This is a genomic window from Duffyella gerundensis, from assembly GCF_001517405.1.
Lineage (GTDB): Bacteria > Pseudomonadota > Gammaproteobacteria > Enterobacterales > Enterobacteriaceae > Duffyella > Duffyella gerundensis.
In genome coordinates, this window is the sequence record NZ_LN907827.1 from 3,454,291 (window position 1) to 3,477,115 (window position 22,825).

Below are 22,825 nucleotides of genomic sequence, written 5' to 3' on the forward strand. Positions count from 1 at the left end.
TGGCTTGCGGTGATCAGCACCCAGCACCCAGCCGCCAATCAGCATGACAAAAAAAGAGCGGGCCGTTTGTGGCCCGCTCTTTTTTTATCGCTGAACAGCGTTAGAACAGATCGATAAACGGCGGCGCATTAAGCGCGATGCCGAGAAAAATCACCAGGCCTACATAATTATTGTTCAGGAAGCCACGGAAGCAGGCGTCGCGCTCGCGAAAGGCAATCAGCCGCTGTTGATAAACAAACAGCGCTGCCGCCGCCAGCAACGACCAGTAAAACCACGCGTTGAGTTGCAGCATCAGTCCAACCACCACCAGCAGTCCCAGCGTCAACAGCTGAAGCAGGCCGATGATCAGCTTGTCGAAACGGCCAAAGAGGATTGCCGTCGATTTAACGCCGATCTTCAGGTCATCGTCACGATCGACCATGGCATATTGCGTATCGTAAGCCACCGTCCACGCCAGATTGGCAAAAAATAGCAGCCAACACACCAGCGGAACCGATTCGCTCACCGCCGCCCATGCCATCGGAATCGACCAGCCAAAGGCCGCCCCCAGCACCACCTGAGGCAGATGGGTATAGCGCTTCATAAACGGATAGATCCACGCCAGCGCCAGTCCACCAAGCGACAACAGAATGGTCATCAGGTTCATGGTTAACACCAGCGCAAACGAGATCAGGCCGAGGATGACAAACAGCCATTTGGCCTCTTTCTCGCTGACCGCACCGCTGGCCAATGGACGCGACTGCGTGCGCTTCACATGGCCATCGATTTTGCGATCGGCATAATCGTTGATCACACAGCCCGCCGCACGCATAAAGAACACACCCAGCACAAACACAATCAGCACCTGCGCCGGCGGCACGGTAACCTGCGCCAGCCAGAGCGCCCATAGCGTCGGCCAGAGCAGCAGCAGTGCGCCAATTGGTTTATCAATACGCATCAGGCGGCAGTACGCCTGCATTTTACTCATCTTTGGCAACGTCTTTTCCAACCTAATCATTTCCCTGTTGATGATCGCCATAAAGCGGCGACGCGGGCAAAAACAGCTCGGTTAACAGCAGCGGCTTACCGGATAAGCGCAGTCGTGAACGTCTTCCCCACAGTCCGTCGACCTGGCCTGGCTCAATAAAATCACGGGTTAAAGTCGACGAGGAGAAAAGATAACGTCCAAGTGGGCGCGTGCCCAGCGTTTGCAGCAACATTTCCGGGCCGCTCAATGTGCTTTCCGGCACCAGTGTGCGGCCAGCCAGCCACGGCTGATTGTCGCCATAGAGGATAATTTCGCGTAACCAGAAGCGCGCATCCGCAGGCAGCATCGCCGCCTCTTCCCCGGCTTCGGCGGCGGTGATAAACCCTTCGCGTACCGGTTGCACGGTGACCTGCTGGCAATGGCGTTCAAAACGACGGGTCATGGAGTCTTCTTCCATCAGCCAGTCAAGCAAAGACGCACTCAGCTCGGGCGAGGAAGAGGGTAACCAGGTTAGCGCACGTAAACGTTGGAGCGCGTGATCCGACATACGGCATCTCCGTAAAAAAGAGGAGACACAGTGTAGCGCAGAGGATGTGACAGAACACGCCACCAGAGAAAAATTGCTGCCGGAGGGGTAAAAAAGGTGCGCCAGAAGCGCACCAACTGTTGCCAACTCAGCAACGCGGGGATGTTATCCCTTGCCTTTCACGCTGCTGACAAAGGTTGCGCGCGCTGAGGAGGAACCAAGACGCTCAGCCTCGTTCATCAGCTTCAGCGCCTTATCGATATCACCCGCTTTGACTGCCTGACGGATGCCGTTGTTAAAATAGCTTTCGGTGTCGTTCAGCATCGGCTCCGCTTTGGCAGCCGGGGCTGGTGCCGGTGCTGGCGTCATCGGCTGGGCGGCGGGCTGCTGGCCTACGCTAACCGGCTTAGGATCGTTATTGCCAAACAGACGGCCAATCATAATGTTGCCGCTGTTCTGCTCGCTTTTCACCTTGAGGTTCAGCGTGCCGGTTGAGGTGTGACGCACGGTGATGTCCGGCACGTCAGGAATAGCGTTATTGGCCCCTTCGGCATAGAGCTTGGCCGGGTTGATCATGGTTGAAGTCTGCGCCAGATCGCGCGTAGTGGTGTAGATCAGCAGGTAGATTTTCTGCTGTCCCGGCACCGGCGTCAGCTTCATGGTGCCTTCCAGGCGGTTACCTGAGGATAATCCCGGCTTCTGGTAGCTGAAATAGCTGCTCGGGAAGAAGGCCGCGGGCTGCATATGATTATCCAGCACCAGCACGTTTGGCGCGTAAACCTCGCGATTCTTCATCAGGCTGGAGAGGTTTACCTCTAACGAGCCCTGATCGGCAGGCAGTTCAATCGCCGCCACGGGTCCGCTGATATCTCCCTGATTCAGGCTCAGCGAAGAGGTGTTCAGCACAATCTCCTGCGAGGCAGGCAGGGAGATCGGCAACCATGAGAGACGTTGTAAGGATGCGGCCGGGATGGCAGGTGCCGTCGCGACGTTAAGCGGGTTTAGGGTGGTGGTAGCGGCGATGCTGGCAGGCAGCAGGCCGTAACTCAGGACTGGAAACAGGCAGAGCGCAAGTAATTGCTTTTTCATTATATTATCCTCAGATCTGGGCCCACCTCCGCGGGCAATGGGAGGTGGGCCAAAAGAGATCGCTAACTCAGGGGTAAAGCGCTTTGCTTACCACCAGGCTTCCATCTGAATACCAAAGGAGACTTCATCGTTGTCGCCGCGGCTGAACGTACGCGCGCTGGTGTCGCTGAAGGCAGTGGCATTCGGCGAGCCGGCAACAAAGTTGTCATTGCCTGCGGTAGAAGAGGAGTAACCCCATTTCTCATCCCATTTCGCATAGGTTGCAAACAGGCGGATAGCCGGACGTGACCAGATGCTGTCGCCAGCCTGCCACTGCTGTGCCAGCGTGACTTTGTACTGGTTGTTGCGATCGCCGGTGCGCTGGCTCTTCACGTTGTCGTAGCCCGCTTCTAACAGCGTGCTCATGATTGGCGTCCATTTGTACATCGGACGAGCACCGATGGTGTACCAGGTGGTGCCGTTGTTGTTGTCGCGGTCGACATCCTGATACATACCGACGTACATCAGGCTCCAGGTATCATTGAAGTCGATGGCGCCGTGGTCAATCACGCGAATCATCGATCCATTGTTATTCTGCGCAGTATTTGGGCGACCGTTACGGTTTTCCGTCATCGCATCAGTGGCGTACTGCACCACAAATTTGTTCAGGCTGGTATCCGCGCCAAAGGTCTGCGTGTGCTCAAGGGTGGCCATCCAGCCGTCGTCCGAAGCGTCCGGATCAGTTTGGCGGAAGCCGTCGGTGTCGTTGGCTTTGCCGTAGTCAAAGCCGAGTTCCAGCGAGCCGCCTGGGTTGGTTTGCATGCCGCCGAGGCGCACGTCAAAAATATCGTTGGCGCGATCTTTGGATTCGCCACGAGTATTACCTGCCATAAAGGAGGATGAACCACCCGCTTCGGTGTTGCGGGTTACAGCAAAAGAGAGCTTACCGAAACCGAGATCGATATCTTCCAGACCGCCGCCAGGACCTGAAACGTCCCAGTAGTAGAAGTCGATCATGTGCACGTCGTGACGTTTGTAGTAGCGTTTACCGGCCCACAGGTTGGCGCCTGGCAAGGCATCAAACAGGTTTTTACCGACCACGTTCATCTGGCGAACAGCAGGCGTGTCAGTTTCAAAATCGTTCTGCTGCGAGACGCCGTAACCGATCATGGTGTCGACGTAGAAACTCTTCTCGCCCTCTTTCCACACTTCCTGTCCAAGCTGGATTTCCGCATAGGTATCGCATTCGTTACCCAGACGGTATTTACTGTTGGCGCCGGTAGCCTGGAAACACTGTTGCTCACCGCCGCTGCCAGTCCAGCCAATGCCGGAACGAGCGTAACCTTTGAAATCCACAGCTCCCGCCTGGGAAGCCATGACCGCTGCGGCCACTGCCACGGCCAGAGGGTATTTGCGCAGCATAATCATCGATGTTCTCCTGTTATATTTAATGATGTGCTTGCATCCACACCCGGCTCTTGATGTAACCGGCGGCAGGCGCGCCCATCTTCACGAAACAGATGGCAGCGTTGCGGCGGCAGGCCGATGGCGTAATGGGCACCTTCTTCTACCAGCACCACATCGTTCTGGCGGTATACCAGGTTCTGACGCAGCGCAGGAATTTGGATATGGATTTGTGTTTCGTGGCCGAGCTGTTCCACCACCTGAACGGTGCCGGAGAGCGTGACGTCAGCGACGTCGCTCGGTTGCAGATGTTCGGGGCGAATGCCGAGTGACATATTGCTACCCGGCAGCACGTCGGTGCTGTCGACCGGCAGCCACACCTGTTGATGATTCGGTAATTCCACCTGCACCTGATCGATGGCGGTTGCCGTCACTTTTACCGGCAGGAAATTCATTTTGGGTGAGCCGATAAACCCGGCCACAAAGCGGTTCGCTGGATAGTGATACAGTTCCAGCGGCTTGCCGACCTGCGCAATATGACCGCCTTCCAGCACCACAATTTTGTCCGCCAGCGTCATCGCTTCGACCTGATCGTGGGTGACGTAAATCATCGTGCGCTGCAGGCGCTTATGCAGACGGGAAATCTCAATACGCATCTGGACACGCAGCGAAGCATCGAGGTTCGATAACGGCTCATCGAGCAGGAAAACCCCCGGCTCTGCCACCAGCGTACGGCCAATCGCCACGCGCTGACGCTGGCCACCGGAGAGCGCCTTCGGCAAACGATCAAGCAGATGGCCGAGCTGCAGCACGTCGGCAACCTGGCTTACACGCTGCTCAATATCGCCCTTAGCCTTACCGGCAAGCTTGAGGCCAAACGACATGTTTTCGGCCACGTTCAGATGGGGATAAAGCGCATAGGACTGAAACACCATGCCGACGCCACGGCCAGCCGGAGGCACCTCGTTCATCCGCCGATCGCCGATCAGTAACTCGCCCGAGGTAATCTCTTCCAGCCCGGCAATCATGCGTAACAGCGTTGACTTGCCGCAGCCTGATGGCCCGACAAACACCACGAATTCGCCCTCAGCGATGGTCAGATTGATATCCCGAGACACCACAACATCGCCCCAGGTTTTGGTGACATCCTTCAGCACCACGCTTGCCATCCCGCTTCCTCTTGTTCAGCGCTTATTCAATGGCAGGCAGTCTGTGGCAAAGCGGCAGCTTCCAACTCCTCCGCCCTGCTTTTTTTTACGGGGGAGGAGACGGGAGGATGAGCCGCGCAGAAAAAGGGTGACGCACGGGGCCAGCGGCAGAATTTCGTGATCGACAAGGCAAAAAAAGGGGGAGTTTTGTGTGCGCTGGCAGGCAAAAACAGGGGGATTAGCTGCGGCGATCACACTTCTGCCACGCAGGGCGTAGAGGCGGGGATGATGAGCCCGCATGGCGTTCTGTGCAGACTGCCTGCGTTACGACAACCGCTCACACTTAGAGGAAAGGGATATGTCAAAGTTCAAATTTGCTTGCCATGCTGTTATCGCCGTTGCGGTTTCCGCCGCGCTGATGCCCGCTGCTGCGCTGGCGAAAATCGAAGAAGGCAAGCTGGTCATCTGGATCAACGGCGATAAAGGCTATAACGGCCTGGCCGAAGTCGGTAAGCAGTTTGAGAAGGACACCGGCATCAAAGTCACCGTGGAGCATCCTGATAAGCTGGAAGAGAAATATCCTCAGGTAGCGGCAACCGGCGACGGCCCGGACATCATTCTCTGGGCACATGACCGCTTTGGCGGCTATGCGCAGTCGGGCTTGCTGGCAGAAGTGACGCCGGACAAAGCGTTTCAGGACAAACTCTATCCCTTCACGTGGGACGCGGTGCGTTTCAACGGCAAGCTGATTGGTTACCCGATTGCCGCCGAGGCGCTGTCGCTGATTTACAACAAAGATTTGCTGCCGAACCCGCCAAAAACCTGGGAAGAGATCCCAGCGCTGGACAAACAGATGCGCGCCAAAGGCAAGAGCGCCATTATGTTTAACCTGCAGGAACCCTACTTCACCTGGCCGATTACCGCAGCCGATGGCGGCTACGCCTTCAAAAAACAGGCTGACGGCAGCTATAACCTCAAAGATGTTGGCGTCGCCAATGCGGGTTCTCAGGCGGGCCTGCAATTCCTGGTCGACCTGATCAAAAACAAGCACCTGAACGCGGATACCGATTACGCCATTGCTGAAGCTGCCTTCAATAAAGGCGAAACGGCGATGACCATAAATGGGCCGTGGGCGTGGAGCAACATCGACAGCGCCAAAGTGAATTATGGCGTGACGCTGCTGCCAACCTTTAAAGGCAAGCCGTCGAAGCCGTTTGTTGGCGTGCTGAGCGCGGGCATCAACGCCGCCAGCCCGAACAAAGAGCTGGCGAAAGAGTTCATTGAAAACTATCTGATCACCGAAGCGGGCCTGGAAAAAGTCAACTCTGACAAGCCGTTAGGCGCAGTTGCGCTGAAATCCTACCAGGAGAAGCTGGCGAAGGATGAGAAAATTGCCGCCACCATGGAAAACTCGCAGAAAGGCGAAGTGATGCCGAACGTGCCGCAAATGGCCGCTTTCTGGTATGCCGAGCGTAACGCGGTGTTGAACGCCATTAACCATCGCCAGAGCGTAAAAGCCGCGCTGGACGATGCGCAAAAACGCCTGACGAAGTAACGGACAGGGCGGGCTTCGGGCAAAAACCGGAGCCCGCTAACACACTATTTCGGCTACGTGCCGCTCAAGGAACTTTTCATGACCAAAACTGCCTGGTCGCCGCATGATGCCCTGAAGTGGTTGGCCCTTGCTGCCAGCGCCCTGCTGGCTGCGTATTTGATCGTTTTGATGTATGTGCAGGGTGAATACCTGTTCGCTATTTTAACGCTGCTGCTGCTCGGTTCTGGCCTGGCGATTTTTGCCCAGCGTCGCGCCTCCGCCTGGCGTTATGTCTGGCCGGGGCTCGCTGGCATGGGCCTGTTTGTGCTTTTTCCGCTCGCCTGTACCATCGGCATCGCTTTTACCAACTACAGCAGCAGCAACCAACTCTCGTTTGAACGGGCGCAGCAGGTGCTGCTCGATCGCCAGTTCCAGTCCGATCTGCGCTATAACTTCAGCCTCTATCCGGCGGAAGAGAAGTGGCAGCTGCTGCTTGAGAGCGGCGACGGCCAGCGCTTTCTTTCCGCCCCCTTCGCGTTTGGCGCGGGTGAACAGACGCTAACGCTGCAACCTGCCACCGCCCTGCCCGCGACCGCCTCAGCAAAGCTGCGTGCCATTACGCAAAATCGCCAGGCGCTTAGCCAGATCACCGCCCGTCTGCCCGACGGCAGCCAGCTGCGCATGAGTTCGCTGCGTCAGTTTGCCGCTACCCAGCCGCGTTATCAGGTGGGCGATCGTCAGCAGTTAACCGATCGCGAAACCCATCAGGTGTGGTGGCCGAATCACGATACCGGCTTCTACCAGACCAAAAACAGTGCCGACCAGTGGAACAGCGACAAGCTCAGTCCCGGCTTTACCGTCACCGTTGGCTGGAAAAACTTCCTGCGCGTCTTTACCGATCAGGGTATCCAGAAGCCGTTCTTCGCTATCTTTCTCTGGACGGTATTCTTCTCCGCCATCAGCGTGCTGTTAACCGTTGCTGTCGGCATGGTGCTGGCCTGTCTGATGCAGTGGGAAGCGCTGCGTGGCCGCGCTACTTACCGTTTACTGCTGATTCTGCCTTATGCGGTGCCGGCGTTTATCTCCATTCTGATTTTCAAAGGCTTGTTTAATCAGAGCTTCGGCGAGATTAACCTGATTCTGGAGAGCCTGTTTGGTATTAAACCGGGCTGGTTCAGCGATCCTACGCTGGCGCGGCTGATGCTAATCATCGTCAACAGCTGGCTGGGTTATCCCTACATGATGATCCTCTGTATGGGCCTGCTGAAGGCGATTCCTGACGACCTTTACGAAGCCTCGGCGCTGGATGGCGCGACGCCCACGCAGAACTTTTTCCGTATTACGCTACCGCTGCTGTTGAAGCCGCTCACGCCGCTGATGATTGCCAGCTTCGCGTTTAACTTTAATAACTTCGTGCTGATTCAGCTGTTGACCAACGGCGGCCCGGATCGCATCGGCACCACCACGCCGGCAGGCTATACCGATCTGCTGGTGAGCTACACCTGGCGCATCGCGTTTGAAGGCGGCGGCGGGCAAGACTTTGGCCTGGCGGCGGCGATTGCCACGCTGATCTTCCTTCTGGTCGGTGGCCTGGCGCTGCTCAACCTGAAAGCCACCCGCATGAAATTTGATTAAGGAGTTCGATTCATGGCGATTGTGCAACCCCGCACGCAAAAAGTACGGCTGGCGCTGACGCATCTGCTGCTGCTTGGTTTTATCGCGCTGATCATGTATCCGCTGCTGATGGTGGTGGCGATCTCGGTGCGCCCGGGAAACTACGCGATCGGCAGCCTGCTGCCGGATCAGATCTCCTGGGATCACTGGAAGCTGGCGCTGGGCTTTGCGGTGACGCATGAGAACGGCAGCGTCACGCCACCGCCGTTCCCGGTGCTGCTCTGGCTGTGGAACTCGATCAAAGTCGCGATCCTGACCGCGGTAGGCATCGTGGCGCTTTCCACGACCTGCGCCTACGCCTTTGCCCGTCTGCGCTTTCGCGGCAAGGCGAGCCTGCTAAAAGGCATGCTGATTTTCCAGATGTTCCCGGCGGTGCTGTCGCTGGTCGCGTTGTATGCCCTGTTTGATCGCATCGGCCAGTACATCCCGTTTCTTGGGCTGAATACCCATGCCGGGCTGGTGTTTGCTTATCTTGGTGGCATCGCCCTGCACGTCTGGACGATAAAAGGCTACTTTGAAACCATCGATGGTTCGCTGGAAGAGGCGGCGGCGCTGGATGGTGCCACGCCGTGGCAGGCTTTCCGCCTGATTTTGCTGCCGTTGTCGGTGCCGATTCTGGCGGTGGTGTTTATTCTGTCGTTTATTGCGGCGGTGACCGAAGTGCCGGTGGCGTCGCTGCTGCTGCGTGACGTTAACAGCTATACGCTGGCGGTCGGGATGCAGCAGTATCTCAATCCGCAAAACTATTTATGGGGTGATTTTGCCGCTGCCGCGGTGCTCTCTGCCCTGCCGATTACGCTGGTGTTCCTGCTGGCACAGCGCTGGCTGGTGAGCGGTCTGACCGCTGGCGGCGTTAAAGGCTAAATTCCTGTTGTCCTTGTTATTTTTGCTGTTGCCACTGTTAGTTATTAGCTGTTCTCTGTGTCTCGGCGGCCTTGATGGCCGCCTTTTTTTATTCCCGGCGCAGACGGTTGCTGTTTGCCAGCCACAGCGTCATCACCAGAATCAGAATCGCCGCGGAGTAACAGAGCGTATCAAACGGATTTTTATGATCGACAATGATCAGCCGAATAATGGCGGTAATGCCGATGTAGATAAAATAGCGCATCGGAAAATGGTAGCCCGACTGAAAGTACTTAATGATCAGCGCAATAAACTCGAAGTAGAGAAAATAGATCACAATCCCTTCGATTAGCAGAAATGAGGATTCCTGCTCGCCCATATTAAGCAGCACATTGGCGAGATGAATGGTCTCTTTGCCGAGAAAGATAATCAGGATAATAGCGAGAATCAGCAGGCCGGTATTCAGCACCCACTGCAGGCCAGTGGCAATATGTTTGCCTGTCATGTCATGCCCTTAGATCATTGAAAATTAGCGCTATCATGATGGGTTGTGAGCTGGATCACAATATGGCACAGAACGAGAAAGTGGAAAAAGCGGGGATGGGATGAAAAAAGGGCGGGAATCCCCGCCCTGTCTGCCTTACTGCCAGCGAATATCGCGATCGCTGGTGAGATTGTAGAGCTGATATTTCCTGCCGAGCATCTGACCGCCGTCGCGCGTCAGCGGCGTCCAGTTGACCTGCGCACGGCCACGGTTCGGCGTGACGGTGAAGAGATCCAGCGGAATCGAAATATAGAAGCCTTTGGTGAAGTCGCCTTCGCCATACTCATCTGCCGAGACGTTGGTTTTGGTCGCGTAAACGCCCACCAACACGCCGCTGTCAAAGCGCTTCGACAGATCGACGGTAACGCCTTTATCCTTCGCCAGATATTGCCCCACGCTCATTTTCAACAGTACGTTATCCACGAATTCAGGCTGCCAGTAACCGGTGATATGGCCGGTTGGTGCCTTGTAATCGTTGAACTTCATCATGTTGTCCCAGTCGCGCTGGCGAACATAGTTGGCGTCTACGCCTACCGCCCAGCGTGAGTCGAGCGGACGATAAAGCACTTCGCCGCCGACGCCGCCATACATGGTTTCCAGATAGCCGCCGTAGAGCTGGCCATAGAAGCCGTTGCCGAGCTGGCCCATGTAGTTCGCCTGCAAATCGTTGACGTAGACATTGTTATCAACGTAATCACGAATATGCGTGCGCACGCGCGGCAGCGAGGAGTCAGATGGCGCGCCGTTATAGTTGAACTTGTCGTAGTTGTTAGCGAGGTTACCGAACAGGCTGCCGCCCACCAGCAGGTGATCGGTAAACCAGTAATCGAGGTTCGCCATCACGCCGACCTGATAGAGATAGAAGCTCTCCGGGCCGCCAACCGACTGATTCAGCACCGGCGACAGGTTGAAGTTCAGGCGCTCTGGCGCGATAAACAGCCCCTGTTCGGTCGCGCCCGGATCAACCGGATCGACGCGTTTCTGCGCCAGCTTCTGCTCATGGCCCAGCGGATAACCGGTCAGCGACTGACGCAGGCTGGCGACGTTAGTCTCGGTGGTCACCTGCGGCAGATTGAAGCGGGTCTGCGTCACGCGAATGGTGTCGATATTTTCCGGCAGGTTATTCATCACGATGCGATTGGCGCGATCCACGCCTTCAACGGTATCGCGATATTTATACTGCTCGCCGCTGACGTACAGCGTGTTGCCTTTAACCTGAACCTTCGGCGCGTCGAGACCGGCATTATATTTCAGATCGGTGAGCTGATCCGCCACCACGGTTGACTGCAACAGCAGCGGCTGAGGATGCGGATCGTAAGCGGGCTTGCTGCTGTCGATGTGGCTTTGACGCAGCTCGTTAAAGTTGGTGCGAATAGTGACGCCGAACATAAAGGTGTTGCCACGCTCATAGCTGGCGTTGACATCGGCCCAGTCGGTAACACGATAAATCGCGCCAACGTTGACCTTGCTGCGCTGCTCCAGCTGACCGGCAAAGTCATTCTGGTAATCGTTGCCTTCATATTCCATTTTCAGGCGCAGCGGCTGCCACGGCGTCTGGTATTCAACGCCGCCAAACAGCGCCGCCGGACCGTGGAACATTTGCGAGCCGTTGATCGACCCGGCGGTGTTATCCCCCCCGCGATTACAGAAGCTGTCGCTGTATTCACAGAACGGGTTTTTAACGTTGCCGCTGTTGCCGATATAGCCCCAGCCGAGGCCAAAGGTGAAATCAAAGGGTCCCCAGGCTTTGCTGGCAACCAGATATTCGCTGTCAAACAGGCCGGTGCCGCCGAGATCGCGCGTGCCCAGCGCCACTTCTGGCAGCCAGTACCCTTCCTGCCACAGGCGCAGTTTGAGATCGAACGCCTTATCTTTGTAGCTCTGTGTGCCGCTGAAACTGTCGACGGCGCTGTAGCGGCGCGTGCGCACATCGGTGTAACGCACGGTGGTTTCCAGCCACGGGAACAGCTGCAGTGATGCCGAGTAGTAACGATACTGATCGTTATCGCGGAAGTTCAGGCTGAACTCGCCCTCTTTCGCCATTCGCGCAGTAGGAACCTGCAGCAGGCCGACGCCGCCAAAGTCAGACTGCGATGGGCCAACGGGTGCTTCCCAGCTCGCCGCCTGCACCTGACAGGCCGCTGCAACAGAGACCGCCGCCAGGCTGAGTAAATAACGTGTTTTCATCAGTCAGGGATCCGCTGCGAGAGAAGGGTCACGATCTGTTGGTTGAGATCGTCATAGGCGCCAGGCAGTGCCCAGCTGGAAAAGCCGCGCCAGATGATACTTCCCGGCATGACTTCAACGTGGCGATGGTTCCAGTAGGCGATCGGCACGCTTTGTGTGTCGCCGTTAGGGGCGATCACCGTGACCACGCTGCGTTCACCGCCCGCCAGACGCTCGTGTCCCTGCAGATAGTCGCGCACGTCCTGGCCCGCCTGCCAGGCAACACGCCCTGGCTGCTGCATCAGGCCAAACAGCAGCACCTGATGAGGTTTGGTCGGCAGCCAGAGATCATATTCACCCAATAAGGTACGGTTGGCTTCCGGACGCAGGCGCACCCAGTCAGCATCCAGATTAACCGGCAGACGTCCGGCAACCTTCAGCGTGCTCAGCTGCTGAATCAAACTGTTGATCGCCGCCGCATCCTCGCCGCTACTGTCGGCGGCCAACGCCCGCAGGGAGGCCATTACCGATTGATAATGCTGGCGGGCAACCGCGCTGCTGGTGCTGTTGGCAATCAGTGCGCCCTGCCACCAGCCACGGCCGTTCAGCGCAGGCGCCGTTGCCAGCTCTGCCACATTGTTGATTTTATCGAGCTGTTGCACCGCATCACTGCCGGCAAAATGAACGTTAACCCGCGCATCCGCCCACGCGGCGGCGGTCAGGCAGAGCGGCAGCGCTGCCAGTATTAAAGAGATTTTTTTCATGATTGCGCCGGCTTCAGAATGGTGGTGGCAACAGGCAGATAATCTGCACCAAGAGACTGTTCCGCTTGCAGCACCTGACCACTGGAATTATTGATCCAGAAACGGTTCTGCCAGCGTTTACCCAGCGCATCGACGCTGACCTCTTCCAGCCAGACGCGGCATGGCACCGCTTCACCTGCCAGCGTCAGCACCTCATCGGTGCCGCGTGAAAAGTGAGACACCGCCGTGGCGGCACGCAGTTGACCGTTTTCGGTCCAGCTCAGCGTGCGCGTCCAGCTGCTCTGTTCGGACAGGTGCAGCGGATCGCGCAGCGGATCGTTTTGCAGATTGTTGATATCCAGCAGGTTGTCACTCAGGCCCAACGTTTTAACCAGCCGACCGTGTTCGGTGACCAGCATCGCTTTATCCTGCGTGACCCACTTTTGCTGGCCCTGCTCGTTGTAGCCCAGCACCACAAAAATGCGCTGCCCGTCGTTCACGCGCAAATACATACTGGCGTAAGGCAGGTCAGCAACCTGACGATCGGTAACGGTGACGTCACCCGGGCCGCTAACGGCATACTCAACGGTATCTTCCAGACCTTTTTGCGTCTGGGTACAGGCCTGCAAAAGCAGGCATAAAACCAGCAATGGAATATGACGCACTGTGTGTTCCTGAAATAAGCTTGCCAGCTAAAAATAACCACACCGCAGTGTGGTTATGGATTAATTGTTATTTAATTAACGTGTCGTACTTGTCGTGGTCGTGGTTGTTGTACCGGTATTTGCACCGTCACCGCCGCCAGAGGCCGCAATGCCGACACCCACCAACGCGCCAAGCGCGCCGATACCCACGGCCGTGGTCGTTCCTGTTGAGATCGTATTCGCCTGCGCGCCAGCGGCAGCGCCCACTTCAACCGGTGCGGCAAACGCATGAGCAGAAAGGCCCAGCGCGCACAGCATGGCGATCGGATATATCACTTTTTTCATAACGTATTTCCCTTCATATGGATGAATGGAGAAGGTGCCCGCGAGTGCGGGCGCGCTCAGTATAAGGCAAGCGAAATAAAGAAATTAGTGGGACGCCTGTTCACGCGTCGAGGTCAACGCAGCGGTTAATCGGCACGAAAGGGAATTTACTGCGGCGAGTTTCGGCCCAATAGCCAGTAAAACGATATATTAATGCGTAAATTGGTGCCTGAATGAGACAAACCACTTTTTTACCTAAATTTACTTTTAATTATTCGCAATAAGAATTTTCTCAGAAAATAGCCGGTATAAATCTTATTTATTTCAATATGTTATAAATTTTTTATTCACAGATTAGGGCCACATATTAATGAAGCTTTTTAGGATTTTTCTTCCATCAATATTTCCCTTAAAACTTCAAAAAGCCCATGCCCGCTATATTTTGCTTATTAATACCCGCTATTTTGCTCCGCTCAGTGCGCTGGATAGCGATACATAGCGCAATCGGGCACGAGGATTATCCCGGTCTGCTGTTCTACGCAAACCCTCTTTTCAGAATACTTCGCCCGCCTCTCTGTTTACCCACTGGCCTGAATTACCCCGACGGCAGCATGGCCCGACCGGCAACGTGCGGGTAACCCGCGCCATTGCCTGATGCACCCTTACTTTGCGCATCTTAGTCTATGATTATTCTTCGTATGCTGCCTGTGTCCAGGACTCTCGCAAACCGTTCCAACACACTCCTCCTGCGGCAACCCTTTCCGGGTTGTGACAGGCGCGTCGATCCTGTGCGGCATTCACATCAGGTTAGCCCGTCAGGGTATTGAACTTGCATCACCGGAGACCGTCCGGCTGGTGCCTTGCATTGCTCACTTTTGGGTTAAACGAGGCCATTGAATGAAGTCCAAATCATTTCTGAAAAGTTGGGGCGCTGAATACGTGTCTGAAGACCGTGTTCGCTTTCGTCTTTGGGCAACAGGCCAGGAAAAGGTAACGCTCAGGCTTGCCGGTAAAGAGACCCCGATGACACCCGCCGATAACGGCTGGTTCGAACTACAGGTTGATAATGTGGCGCCCGGCGCAGAGTACAATTTTGTCCTCGCCGACGGCATGGCGGTGCCCGATCCCGCTTCCCGCGCGCAAAAAGATGAAGTTAACGGCCCATCGCTGGTGATCGATCCCACCGCTTACGCCTGGCGCAACAGCGAATGGCGCGGTCGTCCGTGGGAAGAAGCGGTGGTGTATGAGATGCATTTCGGCACCTTTACGCCGGAAGGCACTTTCCGCGCGGCAATTGAAAAACTGCCCTATCTGGCCGAACTGGGCGTCACCATGCTGGAGGTGTTGCCGCTGTCGCAGTTTGGCGGCACACGCGGCTGGGGCTACGATGGCGTGCTGCTCTATGCACCGCATGCTGCCTACGGTTCGCCTGACGATTTCAAAGCCTTTGTCGATGCCGCGCACGATCACGGCCTGTCGGTGGTGCTGGATATCGTGCTCAACCACTTCGGCCCGGAAGGCAACTATCTGCCGCTGCTGGCGCCCGATTTCTTCCATAAAGAGCGCGAGACGCCATGGGGCGCCGGTATCGCTTACGACGTGGAAGAAGCGCGCCGCTATATCGTTGAGGCGCCGCTGTTCTGGCTGCAGGAATATCACCTCGATGGCCTGCGTTTTGATGCCATCGATCAGATTGAAGATAACTCCAGCAAGCATGTGCTGGTTGATATCGCCGAGCGTATCCGCGCCGAAATTACCGATCGCCCAATTCATCTCACTACCGAAGACAGCCGCAACGTTACCTTCCTGCATCCGCGCGAAGCCGACGGTTCAGTGCCGCTGTTCACCGGCGAGTGGAACGACGATTTTCACAATGCGGTACACGTGTTTGCTACCGGCGAATCGCACGCTTACTACCAGGATTTTGCTGGCGAACCGGAAAAACGCGTCGCCCGCGTGCTGGCGGAAGGCTTTGCCTATCAGGGCGAGATATCGCCGCAGTCGGGTGAAAAACGCGGCGTTGACAGCACCGGCCAGCCGCCGGTCGCCTTCGTCGATTTTATTCAGAACCATGATCAGGTGGGCAACCGTGCGCAGGGCGAACGTCTGATTTCACTGGCGGGCGCCGATCGCACCAAAGTGCTGCTCGCCACGCTGCTGCTTTCTCCGCACATCCCGCTGATGTTTATGGGCGAAGAGTATGGCGAAACGCAGCCTTTCCTGTTCTTCACCGATTTCCACGGCGATCTGGCCAAAGCGGTGCGCGAAGGCCGTGCCCGCGAATTTGAAGGCCATGCCGGACACGAAGGCGAAACGGTGCCCGATCCTAATGACGAATCGACGTTCATGATGTCGAAACTCGACTGGAACAAACTCGACAGCAACGAAGGCAAAGCCTGGCTGGCGATGACCCGCGAGCTGCTGGCGCTGCGTCAGCAGCATATCGTTCCGTTGCTCGCCACCGCCGGTGGCAACAGCGGCAAGGTGATCAAAACCGGCGATGGCGTTGTTGCCGTAAGCTGGACTTTCCCGGCCGGTACGCTATCGATGGCGCTCAATATTGGTGAAACGGCGCAGCCGCTGCCGGACATGCCGGGCGAGACGATTTTTGCCTTGCCTGCCGCCAGCGATACGTTGCCGCAACACTCCCTTATCGTTCGTCTTGCCGCGAGAAATGCACAATGACCATTCCTACCGCAACGTACCGAATTCAGTTCCGCAACGGCATGACCTTTGACCGTGCCGCGGCGCTGGTGCCCTATATGAAACGGCTGGGCATCAGTCATCTGTATGCTTCACCCATTTTTACCGCCACTCGCGAATCGACGCACGGCTATGACGTAACCGATGCCAACGAAATTGAGCCCGCTATCGGCGGTCGCGAAGGCTTTGACCGCATGGCGAACACGCTGAAAGAGGCGGGCTTAGGCCTGATTCTGGATATCGTACCGAACCACATGGCCGCTTCGCTGGAGAATGCCTGGTGGCGCGACGTGGTAGAGCACGGCGAAAAAAGCCGTTATGCCCACCATTTCGATATCAACTGGTCACGTCCGCTGACGCTGCCGTTCCTCGGCGACACTTTTGAAGTGGCGCTGGAAAATGGCGACATCACCGTCAAAGCCGATCCCGAGACCGGCAAGCCCGCCTTCGCCTATTACGAAACCTGCTATCCGCTGAACCCGGAAACCTGGCAAGGCCGCGAACAGGAGATTCTGGCGCTCACCGACAAAGCGGCGATTGCCGAGCTGCACGAACGCCAGTCATGGCGTCTGATGTCGTGGCGCGATGCGCCAACCGATCTCTCCTACCGCCGTTTCTTTGAAATCACCGGTCTGGTCGGCGTGCGCGTCGAAGACCCGGCGGTATTTGATGATTCACATCGCCTGATCCTTGAGCTGGTGCACAGCGGGGCAGTTGACGGTTTGCGCGTCGATCACGTGGATGGCCTGGCCGATCCCAAAGGTTACCTCGAGCGCTTACGCCAGGAAGCGGGTGACGACTGCTATATCACCGTTGAGAAAATCCTCGGTGAAGGCGAGCATCTACCAGAAGACTGGCCGATCTCAGGCACCACCGGTTATGAGTTCATCGCCTCGCTGGCCAATGCGCTGGTGGATGATGAGAAGCTCACTGCGCTGCGCAAAGCCTATGAAGAGTCACGCGGCAGAACGCTGGATATCACCGCCGAGTTAAGCTCAGCCAAGCTGTTGATGGCGGGCCGCAACTTTGCCGGGGAATTCAATACGCTGTTAACCCTTGCGCTGAGCATCGGTGAAAAACAGGGCGACGCAACGGATGAGAAAGAGATCCGCGCGGCGCTGCGCTCGTTGCTGGTGGCTTTCCCGGTCTATCGCACTTACGGCACCGCCGAAGGCATGCCGCCTGCCGACCTTGAACTGCTGCACAAAATTGTTCGCAAGGTGAAACGCAGCAATAACGCGCCCGATAGCGACGCGCTCGATTTCATTGTCACCATTCTTACCGGTGATGTGAGCGCTGAGTCAGCCAGCGATGCCACCAACTTCCGCACTCGCTTCCAGCAGTTGACCGGACCGTTGATGGCCAAATCGGTGGAAGATACGCTGTTTTTCCGTCAGAACATGGCGCTGGCGTTGAACGAAGTGGGTGCCGAACCGGTACCGCGCGCGTTCCCGCAGGATCTGTTCCACGCCGAAATGAAAACGCGCCTTGAACGTCAGCCGGATGCGCTGTCAGGCACCTCAACCCACGACACCAAACGCGGCGAAGATGCCCGTGCGCGACTCTATACGTTGACCGAAGCGCCGCAGCAGTGGGCAAAATGCGTTGAGCGCTGGGGCCAGCTGAACCAGCCCAAAGTGGTGATGCTGGAAGATGGCCCTGCGCCCAAACCGGCCACCGAATGGATGCTGTTTCAGGCGCTGGCCGGTGTCTGGCCGCCAGACTTGCAGCCAGACGATGCCGAAGGCCTGCAGGCGCTGGAAACTCGCTTCCACGACTACGTGGAAAAGGCGCTGCGCGAAGCGAAAGATCGCACCGACTGGGGCGACAGCAATGACGCTTATGAAACCGCGGTGCTGGATTACGCACGCCACCTGCTGTCCGCCGACAATCAGGAGTTTCTGCGCGACTTTACCCAGTCGCTGCAACCGTTTATCCGCGCCGGTCTGGTAAACAGCCTGACGCAAACCGTGATCAAGCTAACCGCGCCTGGCGTGCCGGATATCTATCAGGGCAGCGAAGCGCTGAACTTCAGCCTGGTCGATCCCGATAACCGCCGCGAGCCAGACTATGACGAACTGGAAAAGATGCTCGATGCGCAGGATGTCGACTTCAACAGTGAAGCGGCGTGGATGAATGGCCAGCTGAAGCAGCATACGATCGCCACGGTTTTACGCTTCCGTCAGCAGCAGCCCAACCTGTTCCGTAAAGGCGATTACCTGCCGCTGTCTGCGGTGGGCAAATTTGCCGACAAGATCCTGGCTTACGCCCGCACCGAAGGCGATAAGACCCTGATTGTTATCGCGCCACATCTGGTGTTTGACATGCTGCACGGCACCCTGGCCAGACCGCATATTGAACGCTGGCTCGATACCGATATCGTGCTGCCTGAGCACCTGACCGATCGCCGCTACCGCGATCTGCTCAGCGGAGAAGAGATGCAGTTAGCGGATCGGATTGACCTTGAATCCGTGGATTGTTGTTCGCCACTCATACTCGTCAGTGAATGATGATATTGCCCTGCTTTGCGGTTAGCCGCGGCGGGGCGTAAAAAAATAGCGATGCGAAAAAGAGGCATACATGTCAAACGATCAGCATTTTGAAATCACTGCGGGACACAGTCAGCAACTCGGGGCTAATTTTGATGGTCAGGGCGTTAACTTCGCCCTGTTTTCGGCTAACGCTGAGCGCGTGGAACTCTGCCTGTATGATGAGAGCGGACAGCACGAAATCGGCAGGCTCGACCTGCCGGAATATACTCATGAAGTGTGGCACGGCTACGTGCCCGGCCTGCAGCCCGGCGCGCTCTACGGCTACCGCGTGCACGGTCCGTACGATCCAGAAAACGGCCATCGCTTTAACCCAAACAAGCTGCTGCTCGATCCCTACGCCCGCGAAATCGCCGGTGATATTGAGTGGAACGAGGCGCACTTTGCCTACGACCTGCTGCATGAAGATAAAGATCTGACTTTTGATACGCGCGACAGCGGCCCGTATACGCCGAAAGCGCGCGTTATCGATCCCAATGAATTTGACTGGCAGGATGAGAATCGCCCGTCGATTCCGTGGCCAAAAACGCTGATTTACGAAACCCATGTCAAAGGTTTTACCCAGCTGAACAGCGCAGTGCCGCCAGAACTGCGTGGCACCTATGAAGGTATGGGCCACAAATCGGTGGTGGATTACATCAAGAACCTCGGCGTCACCTCGGTAGAATTGCTGCCGGTGCACTGGTTCCCGGACGATCAGCATCTGCTCGACAAAGGGCTGAAAAACTTCTGGGGCTATAACACGCTGGGCTTCTTTGCGCCGGTTTCCCGCTACTTCGGACCGAACGGTATTCAGGGCTTCCGCGATATGGTGCGCGCCTATCATGACGCCGGGATCGAGGTGATTCTCGACGTGGTCTATAACCACACCGCCGAAGGTAACGAACTCGGTCCCACGCTGTCGTTTAAAGGCATCGATAACTTCTCCTATTATCGCACCATGCCCGATCAGCACCGTTATTACATCAACGACACCGGCACCGGTAACACGGTAAACACCTCGCATCCGCGCGTACTGCAGATGATCCTCGATTCCCTGCGTTACTGGGCAGAATCGATGCATATCGACGGTTTTCGCTTCGATCTCGGCACCATTCTTGGCCGCGAGCCAGAAGGGTTTGATGAGCGCAGCGGCTTCTTTGACGCCATTATGCAGGATCCGGTACTGTCAAAACTGAAGCTGATCGGCGAGCCGTGGGATATCGGTCCTGGCGGTTATCAGGTTGGCGGCTTCCCGCCGGGCTGGGCAGAATGGAACGATAAATACCGCGACACGGTGCGCGAATACTGGAAAGGCAACAACGTGGCGACCGACTTTGCCGCCCGTCTGCTTGGTTCCGGCGACCTGTACGATCAGCGCGGCCGCCGTCCGTGGGCAAGCGTTAATTTTATCACCGCGCACGATGGCTTTACGCTCAACGATCTGGTCTCTTACGACGAGAAGCACAACACCGACAACGGCGAAGATAACAACGACGGCCACAACGACAACCGTTCCTACAACTACGGTGCTGAAGGCCCAACCGACGACGAAGGCATCAACGCGGTGCGTGAGCGCCAGAAGCGCAACTTCCTCGCCACCATTCTCTTCTCGCACGGCACGCCAATGCTGCTGGCCGGTGATGAGTTTGGCCGCAGCCAGTTGGGTAACAACAACGGCTATTGCCAGGACAGTGAAATTTCCTGGGTGCACTGGGATAACCTGCCCGCCAGTGCTGAAGCGCTGCGCGAATTCACCCGCGAAGTCATCAGGCTGCGCGCTGAGCAGCCGCTGCTGCGTCGCGAAAGCTGGCGCGACGGCATGGACATCAAGTGGTTCAACGCTGGCGGCGGTTTCCAGCAGTCTGAGCAGTGGGATGAAGGCTCAACCATCGGCGTCTACATTGGCCGTGCCGACCTAGTGGAGCAGGAAGGCCTCTGGCATGACGTGCTGATGCTGTTCAACCCGTTTGAAGGCAACGTGCCGTTTCGCATTCCGCAGTTTGGTGAAGGCGGCTGGGTGCTGGAGCTCACCACGTCTGATACGGCGAAGCGCGGTCTGGTGATCACCAAAGAGAAGGATTTTGAACTGGAAGGTCGCAGTATCGCCCTGTTCAGACGTCCCTGATTTTTACCCATAAAAAAAGCGGCTGCATAGCCGCTTTTTTTTCGTCTTCAGCGCTTAGCGCCAGGACTTATACAGGTTGATCAGGCCATTGGTAGAGCTGTCATGGCTGCTGATCTGCTCGTCGCCGCCCAGTTCAGGCAGGATACGATTTGCCAGCTGTTTGCCCAGCTCAACGCCCCACTGATCGAAGGTGAAGATGTTGAGAATAGCGCCCTGAGTAAAGATCTTATGCTCATACAGCGCAATCAACGCTCCCAGGCTGAACGGCGTAATGTCACGCAGCAGGATGGAGTTGGTTGGACGGTTGCCTTCGAACACCTTGAACGGCACCACGTGCTCAACGTCAGCCGCTGATTTACCGGCGTCGGTAAACTCTTTTTCCACCGTATCGCGGCTTTTACCAAAGGCCAGCGCTTCGGTCTGTGCAAAGAAGTTAGAGAGCAGCTTTTCATGATGATCCGCCAGCGCGTTATGCGTGGCCGCCGGTGCGATAAAGTCGCACGGCACCAGCTTGGTGCCCTGATGAATCAGCTGATAAAACGCATGCTGACCATTGGTGCCCGGCTCGCCCCAGATGATTGGGCCAGTCTGGTAATCCACCGGATTGCCGTTGCGGTCGACATACTTGCCGTTTGACTCCATGTTGCCCTGCTGGAAGTACGCCGGGAAACGGTGCATGTACTGGTCATACGGTAGAATGGCTTCGGTTTCGGCACCGAAGAAGTTGTTGTACCAGATGCCGATCAGCGCCAGCAGCACCGGCAGGTTCTGTTCTAATGGCGTGGCAGCAAAATGCTGATCCATGGCGTGTGCGCCGCTGAGCAGCTCAACAAAGTTGTCGTAGCCCACGGACAGCACGATCGACAGACCGATGGCTGACCACAGAGAATAACGGCCGCCGACCCAGTCCCAGAACTCAAACATGTTGTTGGTATCGATGCCGAACTCGCCCACCGCTTTGGCGTTGGTTGAGAGCGCGGCGAAGTGCTTGGCCACGTGACTGCTGTCACCGGCGCTTTTCAGGAACCAGTCGCGCGCGCTGTGCGCGTTGGTCATGGTTTCCTGAGTGGTGAAGGTTTTTGAGGCGACCAGGAACAGCGTGGTTTCCGGGTTCACTTTTTTCAGCGTTTCTGCGATGTGCGTGCCATCCACATTGGAGACAAAGTGCATGTTGAGGTGATTTTTATACGGGCGCAGCGCTTCGGTAACCATAAACGGACCGAGGTCGGAGCCGCCAATGCCGATGTTAACCACATCGGTAATCGGCTTGTCGGTATAGCCTTTCCATTCGCCGTTGATAATGCGCTCGGAGAACGCCTTCATCTTCTCCAGCACCGCGTTGACTTCCGGCATCACATCTTTGCCGTCGACCAGGATCGGCGTGTTGCTGCGGTTACGCAATGCAACATGCAGCACGGCGCGATCTTCGGTGCGGTTGATCTTCTCACCGGAAAACATCGATTTAATCGCCTCGGCCAGCTCGGTCTCTTTGGCCAGCGCCTGCAGTTTTTCCAGGGTTTCAGCGGTGATGCGGTTTTTGGAGTAATCCACCAGCATCTGATCGTCAAAGGTGGCGGAGAATTTTGCAAAACGGTCGCCATCCTGCGCAAAGAGATCGGCGATTGTAACATCTTTCATCTGTTCAAAATGCTGCTGCAGGGCCTGCCAGGCAGCGGTTTGTGTCGGATTGATATTTTTCATGGCAATACTCTTTTTTATTTAAGAACCGTAATTCTGACCGGGCGCTATGGTACCTGCTGCTGATAAATGGCTCTTCTTTTGCTGCAACAGGCTACGACGATGATTACGCAGCAAATATCCTGCGTTTCGCCCGGGGCTAATTATAATTCAGGCTGCGACGATGATGTCCGCAATGCGTTT

17 protein-coding genes are annotated in these 22,825 nt (G+C 56.5%); 6 read left to right on the forward strand and 11 right to left on the reverse strand.

Features of this window, described 5'->3' with window-relative positions; genetic code table 11:
- Nucleotides 1-100: 100 nt before the first annotated feature.
- From ubiA to malK, 5 genes are all read right to left on the reverse strand, one after another.
- Nucleotides 101-967, reverse strand: a complete 867-nt coding sequence (gene ubiA, locus EM595_RS15825) for a 4-hydroxybenzoate octaprenyltransferase (RefSeq protein WP_222938579.1) — start codon at nucleotides 965-967, stop codon at nucleotides 101-103.
- Nucleotides 968-989: 22 nt separating this feature from the next.
- Entirely contained in the window at nucleotides 990-1,514 is a 525-nt protein-coding gene (gene ubiC, locus EM595_RS15830; protein ID WP_067434267.1) for a chorismate lyase, read from the reverse strand.
- Nucleotides 1,515-1,658: 144 nt separating this feature from the next.
- A complete protein-coding gene (gene malM / locus EM595_RS15835; RefSeq protein WP_067434269.1) occupies nucleotides 1,659-2,582 on the reverse strand; it encodes a maltose operon protein MalM in 924 nt (307 codons plus the stop codon).
- Between the two features lie 87 nt (nucleotides 2,583-2,669).
- Nucleotides 2,670-3,989 carry a maltoporin gene (locus EM595_RS15840; RefSeq protein WP_067434273.1) on the reverse strand — a complete coding sequence of 440 codons (1,320 nt, stop codon included), beginning with the start codon at nucleotides 3,987-3,989 and terminating at the stop codon, nucleotides 2,670-2,672.
- Nucleotides 3,986-5,134, reverse strand: coding sequence for a maltose/maltodextrin ABC transporter ATP-binding protein MalK (malK, locus tag EM595_RS15845; RefSeq protein ID WP_067434280.1), 1,149 nt, complete (start codon nucleotides 5,132-5,134; stop codon nucleotides 3,986-3,988). The genes EM595_RS15840 and malK overlap by 4 nt, the downstream gene beginning before the upstream one ends.
- Nucleotides 5,135-5,471: 337 nt before the next feature.
- Here malK and malE point away from each other — a divergent pair, with 337 nt between their 5' ends.
- From malE to malG, 3 genes are all read left to right on the forward strand, one after another.
- Nucleotides 5,472-6,668 (forward strand): maltose/maltodextrin ABC transporter substrate-binding protein MalE, encoded by a 1,197-nt coding sequence (gene malE, locus EM595_RS15850; protein WP_067434283.1) that lies wholly within the window; start codon nucleotides 5,472-5,474, stop codon nucleotides 6,666-6,668.
- A 78-nt stretch (nucleotides 6,669-6,746) separates the two neighbouring features.
- Nucleotides 6,747-8,282: a maltose ABC transporter permease MalF gene (gene malF / locus EM595_RS15855; RefSeq protein ID WP_067434285.1), complete on the forward strand. Its 1,536-nt coding sequence runs from the start codon at nucleotides 6,747-6,749 to the stop codon at nucleotides 8,280-8,282.
- Nucleotides 8,283-8,294: 12 nt separating this feature from the next.
- On the forward strand, nucleotides 8,295-9,185 hold the full coding sequence (gene malG / locus EM595_RS15860) for a maltose ABC transporter permease MalG (RefSeq protein WP_067434288.1): 891 nt from the start codon (nucleotides 8,295-8,297) through the stop codon (nucleotides 9,183-9,185).
- Between the two features lie 88 nt (nucleotides 9,186-9,273).
- Here malG and psiE read toward each other — a convergent pair whose 3' ends face one another.
- The 5 genes from psiE to yjbE all read right to left on the reverse strand — a co-directional run bounded on the left by psiE (nucleotide 9,274) and on the right by yjbE (nucleotide 13,606).
- The gene (gene psiE, locus EM595_RS15865; RefSeq protein ID WP_067434291.1) at nucleotides 9,274-9,669 is read right to left on the reverse strand and encodes a phosphate-starvation-inducible protein PsiE; all 396 of its coding nucleotides are present in this window, start codon (nucleotides 9,667-9,669) and stop codon (nucleotides 9,274-9,276) included.
- A gap of 135 nt (nucleotides 9,670-9,804) precedes the next feature.
- Nucleotides 9,805-11,895: a YjbH domain-containing protein gene (locus EM595_RS15870; protein WP_067434294.1), complete on the reverse strand. Its 2,091-nt coding sequence runs from the start codon at nucleotides 11,893-11,895 to the stop codon at nucleotides 9,805-9,807.
- Complete coding sequence (locus EM595_RS15875; RefSeq protein WP_067434299.1) at nucleotides 11,895-12,638, reverse strand: capsule biosynthesis GfcC family protein; 744 nt, start codon at nucleotides 12,636-12,638, stop codon at nucleotides 11,895-11,897. The genes EM595_RS15870 and EM595_RS15875 overlap by 1 nt, the downstream gene beginning before the upstream one ends.
- A complete protein-coding gene (locus EM595_RS15880) occupies nucleotides 12,635-13,282 on the reverse strand; it encodes a YjbF family lipoprotein (protein ID WP_067434302.1) in 648 nt (215 codons plus the stop codon). The genes EM595_RS15875 and EM595_RS15880 overlap by 4 nt, the downstream gene beginning before the upstream one ends.
- Nucleotides 13,283-13,357: 75 nt before the next feature.
- Complete coding sequence (gene yjbE, locus EM595_RS15885) at nucleotides 13,358-13,606, reverse strand: exopolysaccharide production protein YjbE (RefSeq protein WP_067434305.1); 249 nt, start codon at nucleotides 13,604-13,606, stop codon at nucleotides 13,358-13,360.
- 876 nt (nucleotides 13,607-14,482) lie between these two features.
- Between yjbE and treZ the strand changes: the two genes are divergently transcribed.
- From treZ to glgX, 3 genes are all read left to right on the forward strand, one after another.
- Nucleotides 14,483-16,270: a malto-oligosyltrehalose trehalohydrolase gene (gene treZ / locus EM595_RS15890; RefSeq protein WP_067434310.1), complete on the forward strand. Its 1,788-nt coding sequence runs from the start codon at nucleotides 14,483-14,485 to the stop codon at nucleotides 16,268-16,270.
- A complete protein-coding gene (treY, locus tag EM595_RS15895; protein ID WP_067434318.1) occupies nucleotides 16,267-18,798 on the forward strand; it encodes a malto-oligosyltrehalose synthase in 2,532 nt (843 codons plus the stop codon). The genes treZ and treY overlap by 4 nt, the downstream gene beginning before the upstream one ends.
- 70 nt (nucleotides 18,799-18,868) lie before the next feature.
- Nucleotides 18,869-20,944, forward strand: a complete 2,076-nt coding sequence (gene glgX, locus EM595_RS15900; RefSeq protein WP_067434323.1) for a glycogen debranching protein GlgX — start codon at nucleotides 18,869-18,871, stop codon at nucleotides 20,942-20,944.
- A gap of 54 nt (nucleotides 20,945-20,998) precedes the next feature.
- Here the strand turns inward: glgX and pgi are convergent, their stop codons facing one another.
- Complete coding sequence (gene pgi / locus EM595_RS15905; protein WP_067434325.1) at nucleotides 20,999-22,645, reverse strand: glucose-6-phosphate isomerase; 1,647 nt, start codon at nucleotides 22,643-22,645, stop codon at nucleotides 20,999-21,001.
- Nucleotides 22,646-22,825 lie beyond the last annotated feature (180 nt).

Bases quoted from the DNA above. Each gene is read 5' to 3' on its own strand.
- EM595_RS15840 (WP_067434273.1), bottom strand. From the start codon at position 3,989: ATGATTATGCTGCGCAAATACCCTCTGGCCGTGGCAGTGGCCGCAGCG.
- glgX (WP_067434323.1), top strand. From the start codon at position 18,869: ATGTCAAACGATCAGCATTTTGAAATCACTGCGGGACACAGTCAGCAA.
- malE (WP_067434283.1), top strand. From the start codon at position 5,472: ATGTCAAAGTTCAAATTTGCTTGCCATGCTGTTATCGCCGTTGCGGTT.
- ubiA (WP_222938579.1), bottom strand. From the start codon at position 967: ATGAGTAAAATGCAGGCGTACTGCCGCCTGATGCGTATTGATAAACCA.
- malM (WP_067434269.1), bottom strand. From the start codon at position 2,582: ATGAAAAAGCAATTACTTGCGCTCTGCCTGTTTCCAGTCCTGAGTTAC.
- malG (WP_067434288.1), top strand. From the start codon at position 8,295: ATGGCGATTGTGCAACCCCGCACGCAAAAAGTACGGCTGGCGCTGACG.
- malK (WP_067434280.1), bottom strand. From the start codon at position 5,134: ATGGCAAGCGTGGTGCTGAAGGATGTCACCAAAACCTGGGGCGATGTT.
- malF (WP_067434285.1), top strand. From the start codon at position 6,747: ATGACCAAAACTGCCTGGTCGCCGCATGATGCCCTGAAGTGGTTGGCC.
- ubiC (WP_067434267.1), bottom strand. From the start codon at position 1,514: ATGTCGGATCACGCGCTCCAACGTTTACGTGCGCTAACCTGGTTACCC.
- treZ (WP_067434310.1), top strand. From the start codon at position 14,483: ATGAAGTCCAAATCATTTCTGAAAAGTTGGGGCGCTGAATACGTGTCT.
- pgi (WP_067434325.1), bottom strand. From the start codon at position 22,645: ATGAAAAATATCAATCCGACACAAACCGCTGCCTGGCAGGCCCTGCAG.
- EM595_RS15875 (WP_067434299.1), bottom strand. From the start codon at position 12,638: ATGAAAAAAATCTCTTTAATACTGGCAGCGCTGCCGCTCTGCCTGACC.
- yjbE (WP_067434305.1), bottom strand. From the start codon at position 13,606: ATGAAAAAAGTGATATATCCGATCGCCATGCTGTGCGCGCTGGGCCTT.
- EM595_RS15870 (WP_067434294.1), bottom strand. From the start codon at position 11,895: ATGAAAACACGTTATTTACTCAGCCTGGCGGCGGTCTCTGTTGCAGCG.
- treY (WP_067434318.1), top strand. From the start codon at position 16,267: ATGACCATTCCTACCGCAACGTACCGAATTCAGTTCCGCAACGGCATG.
- psiE (WP_067434291.1), bottom strand. From the start codon at position 9,669: ATGACAGGCAAACATATTGCCACTGGCCTGCAGTGGGTGCTGAATACC.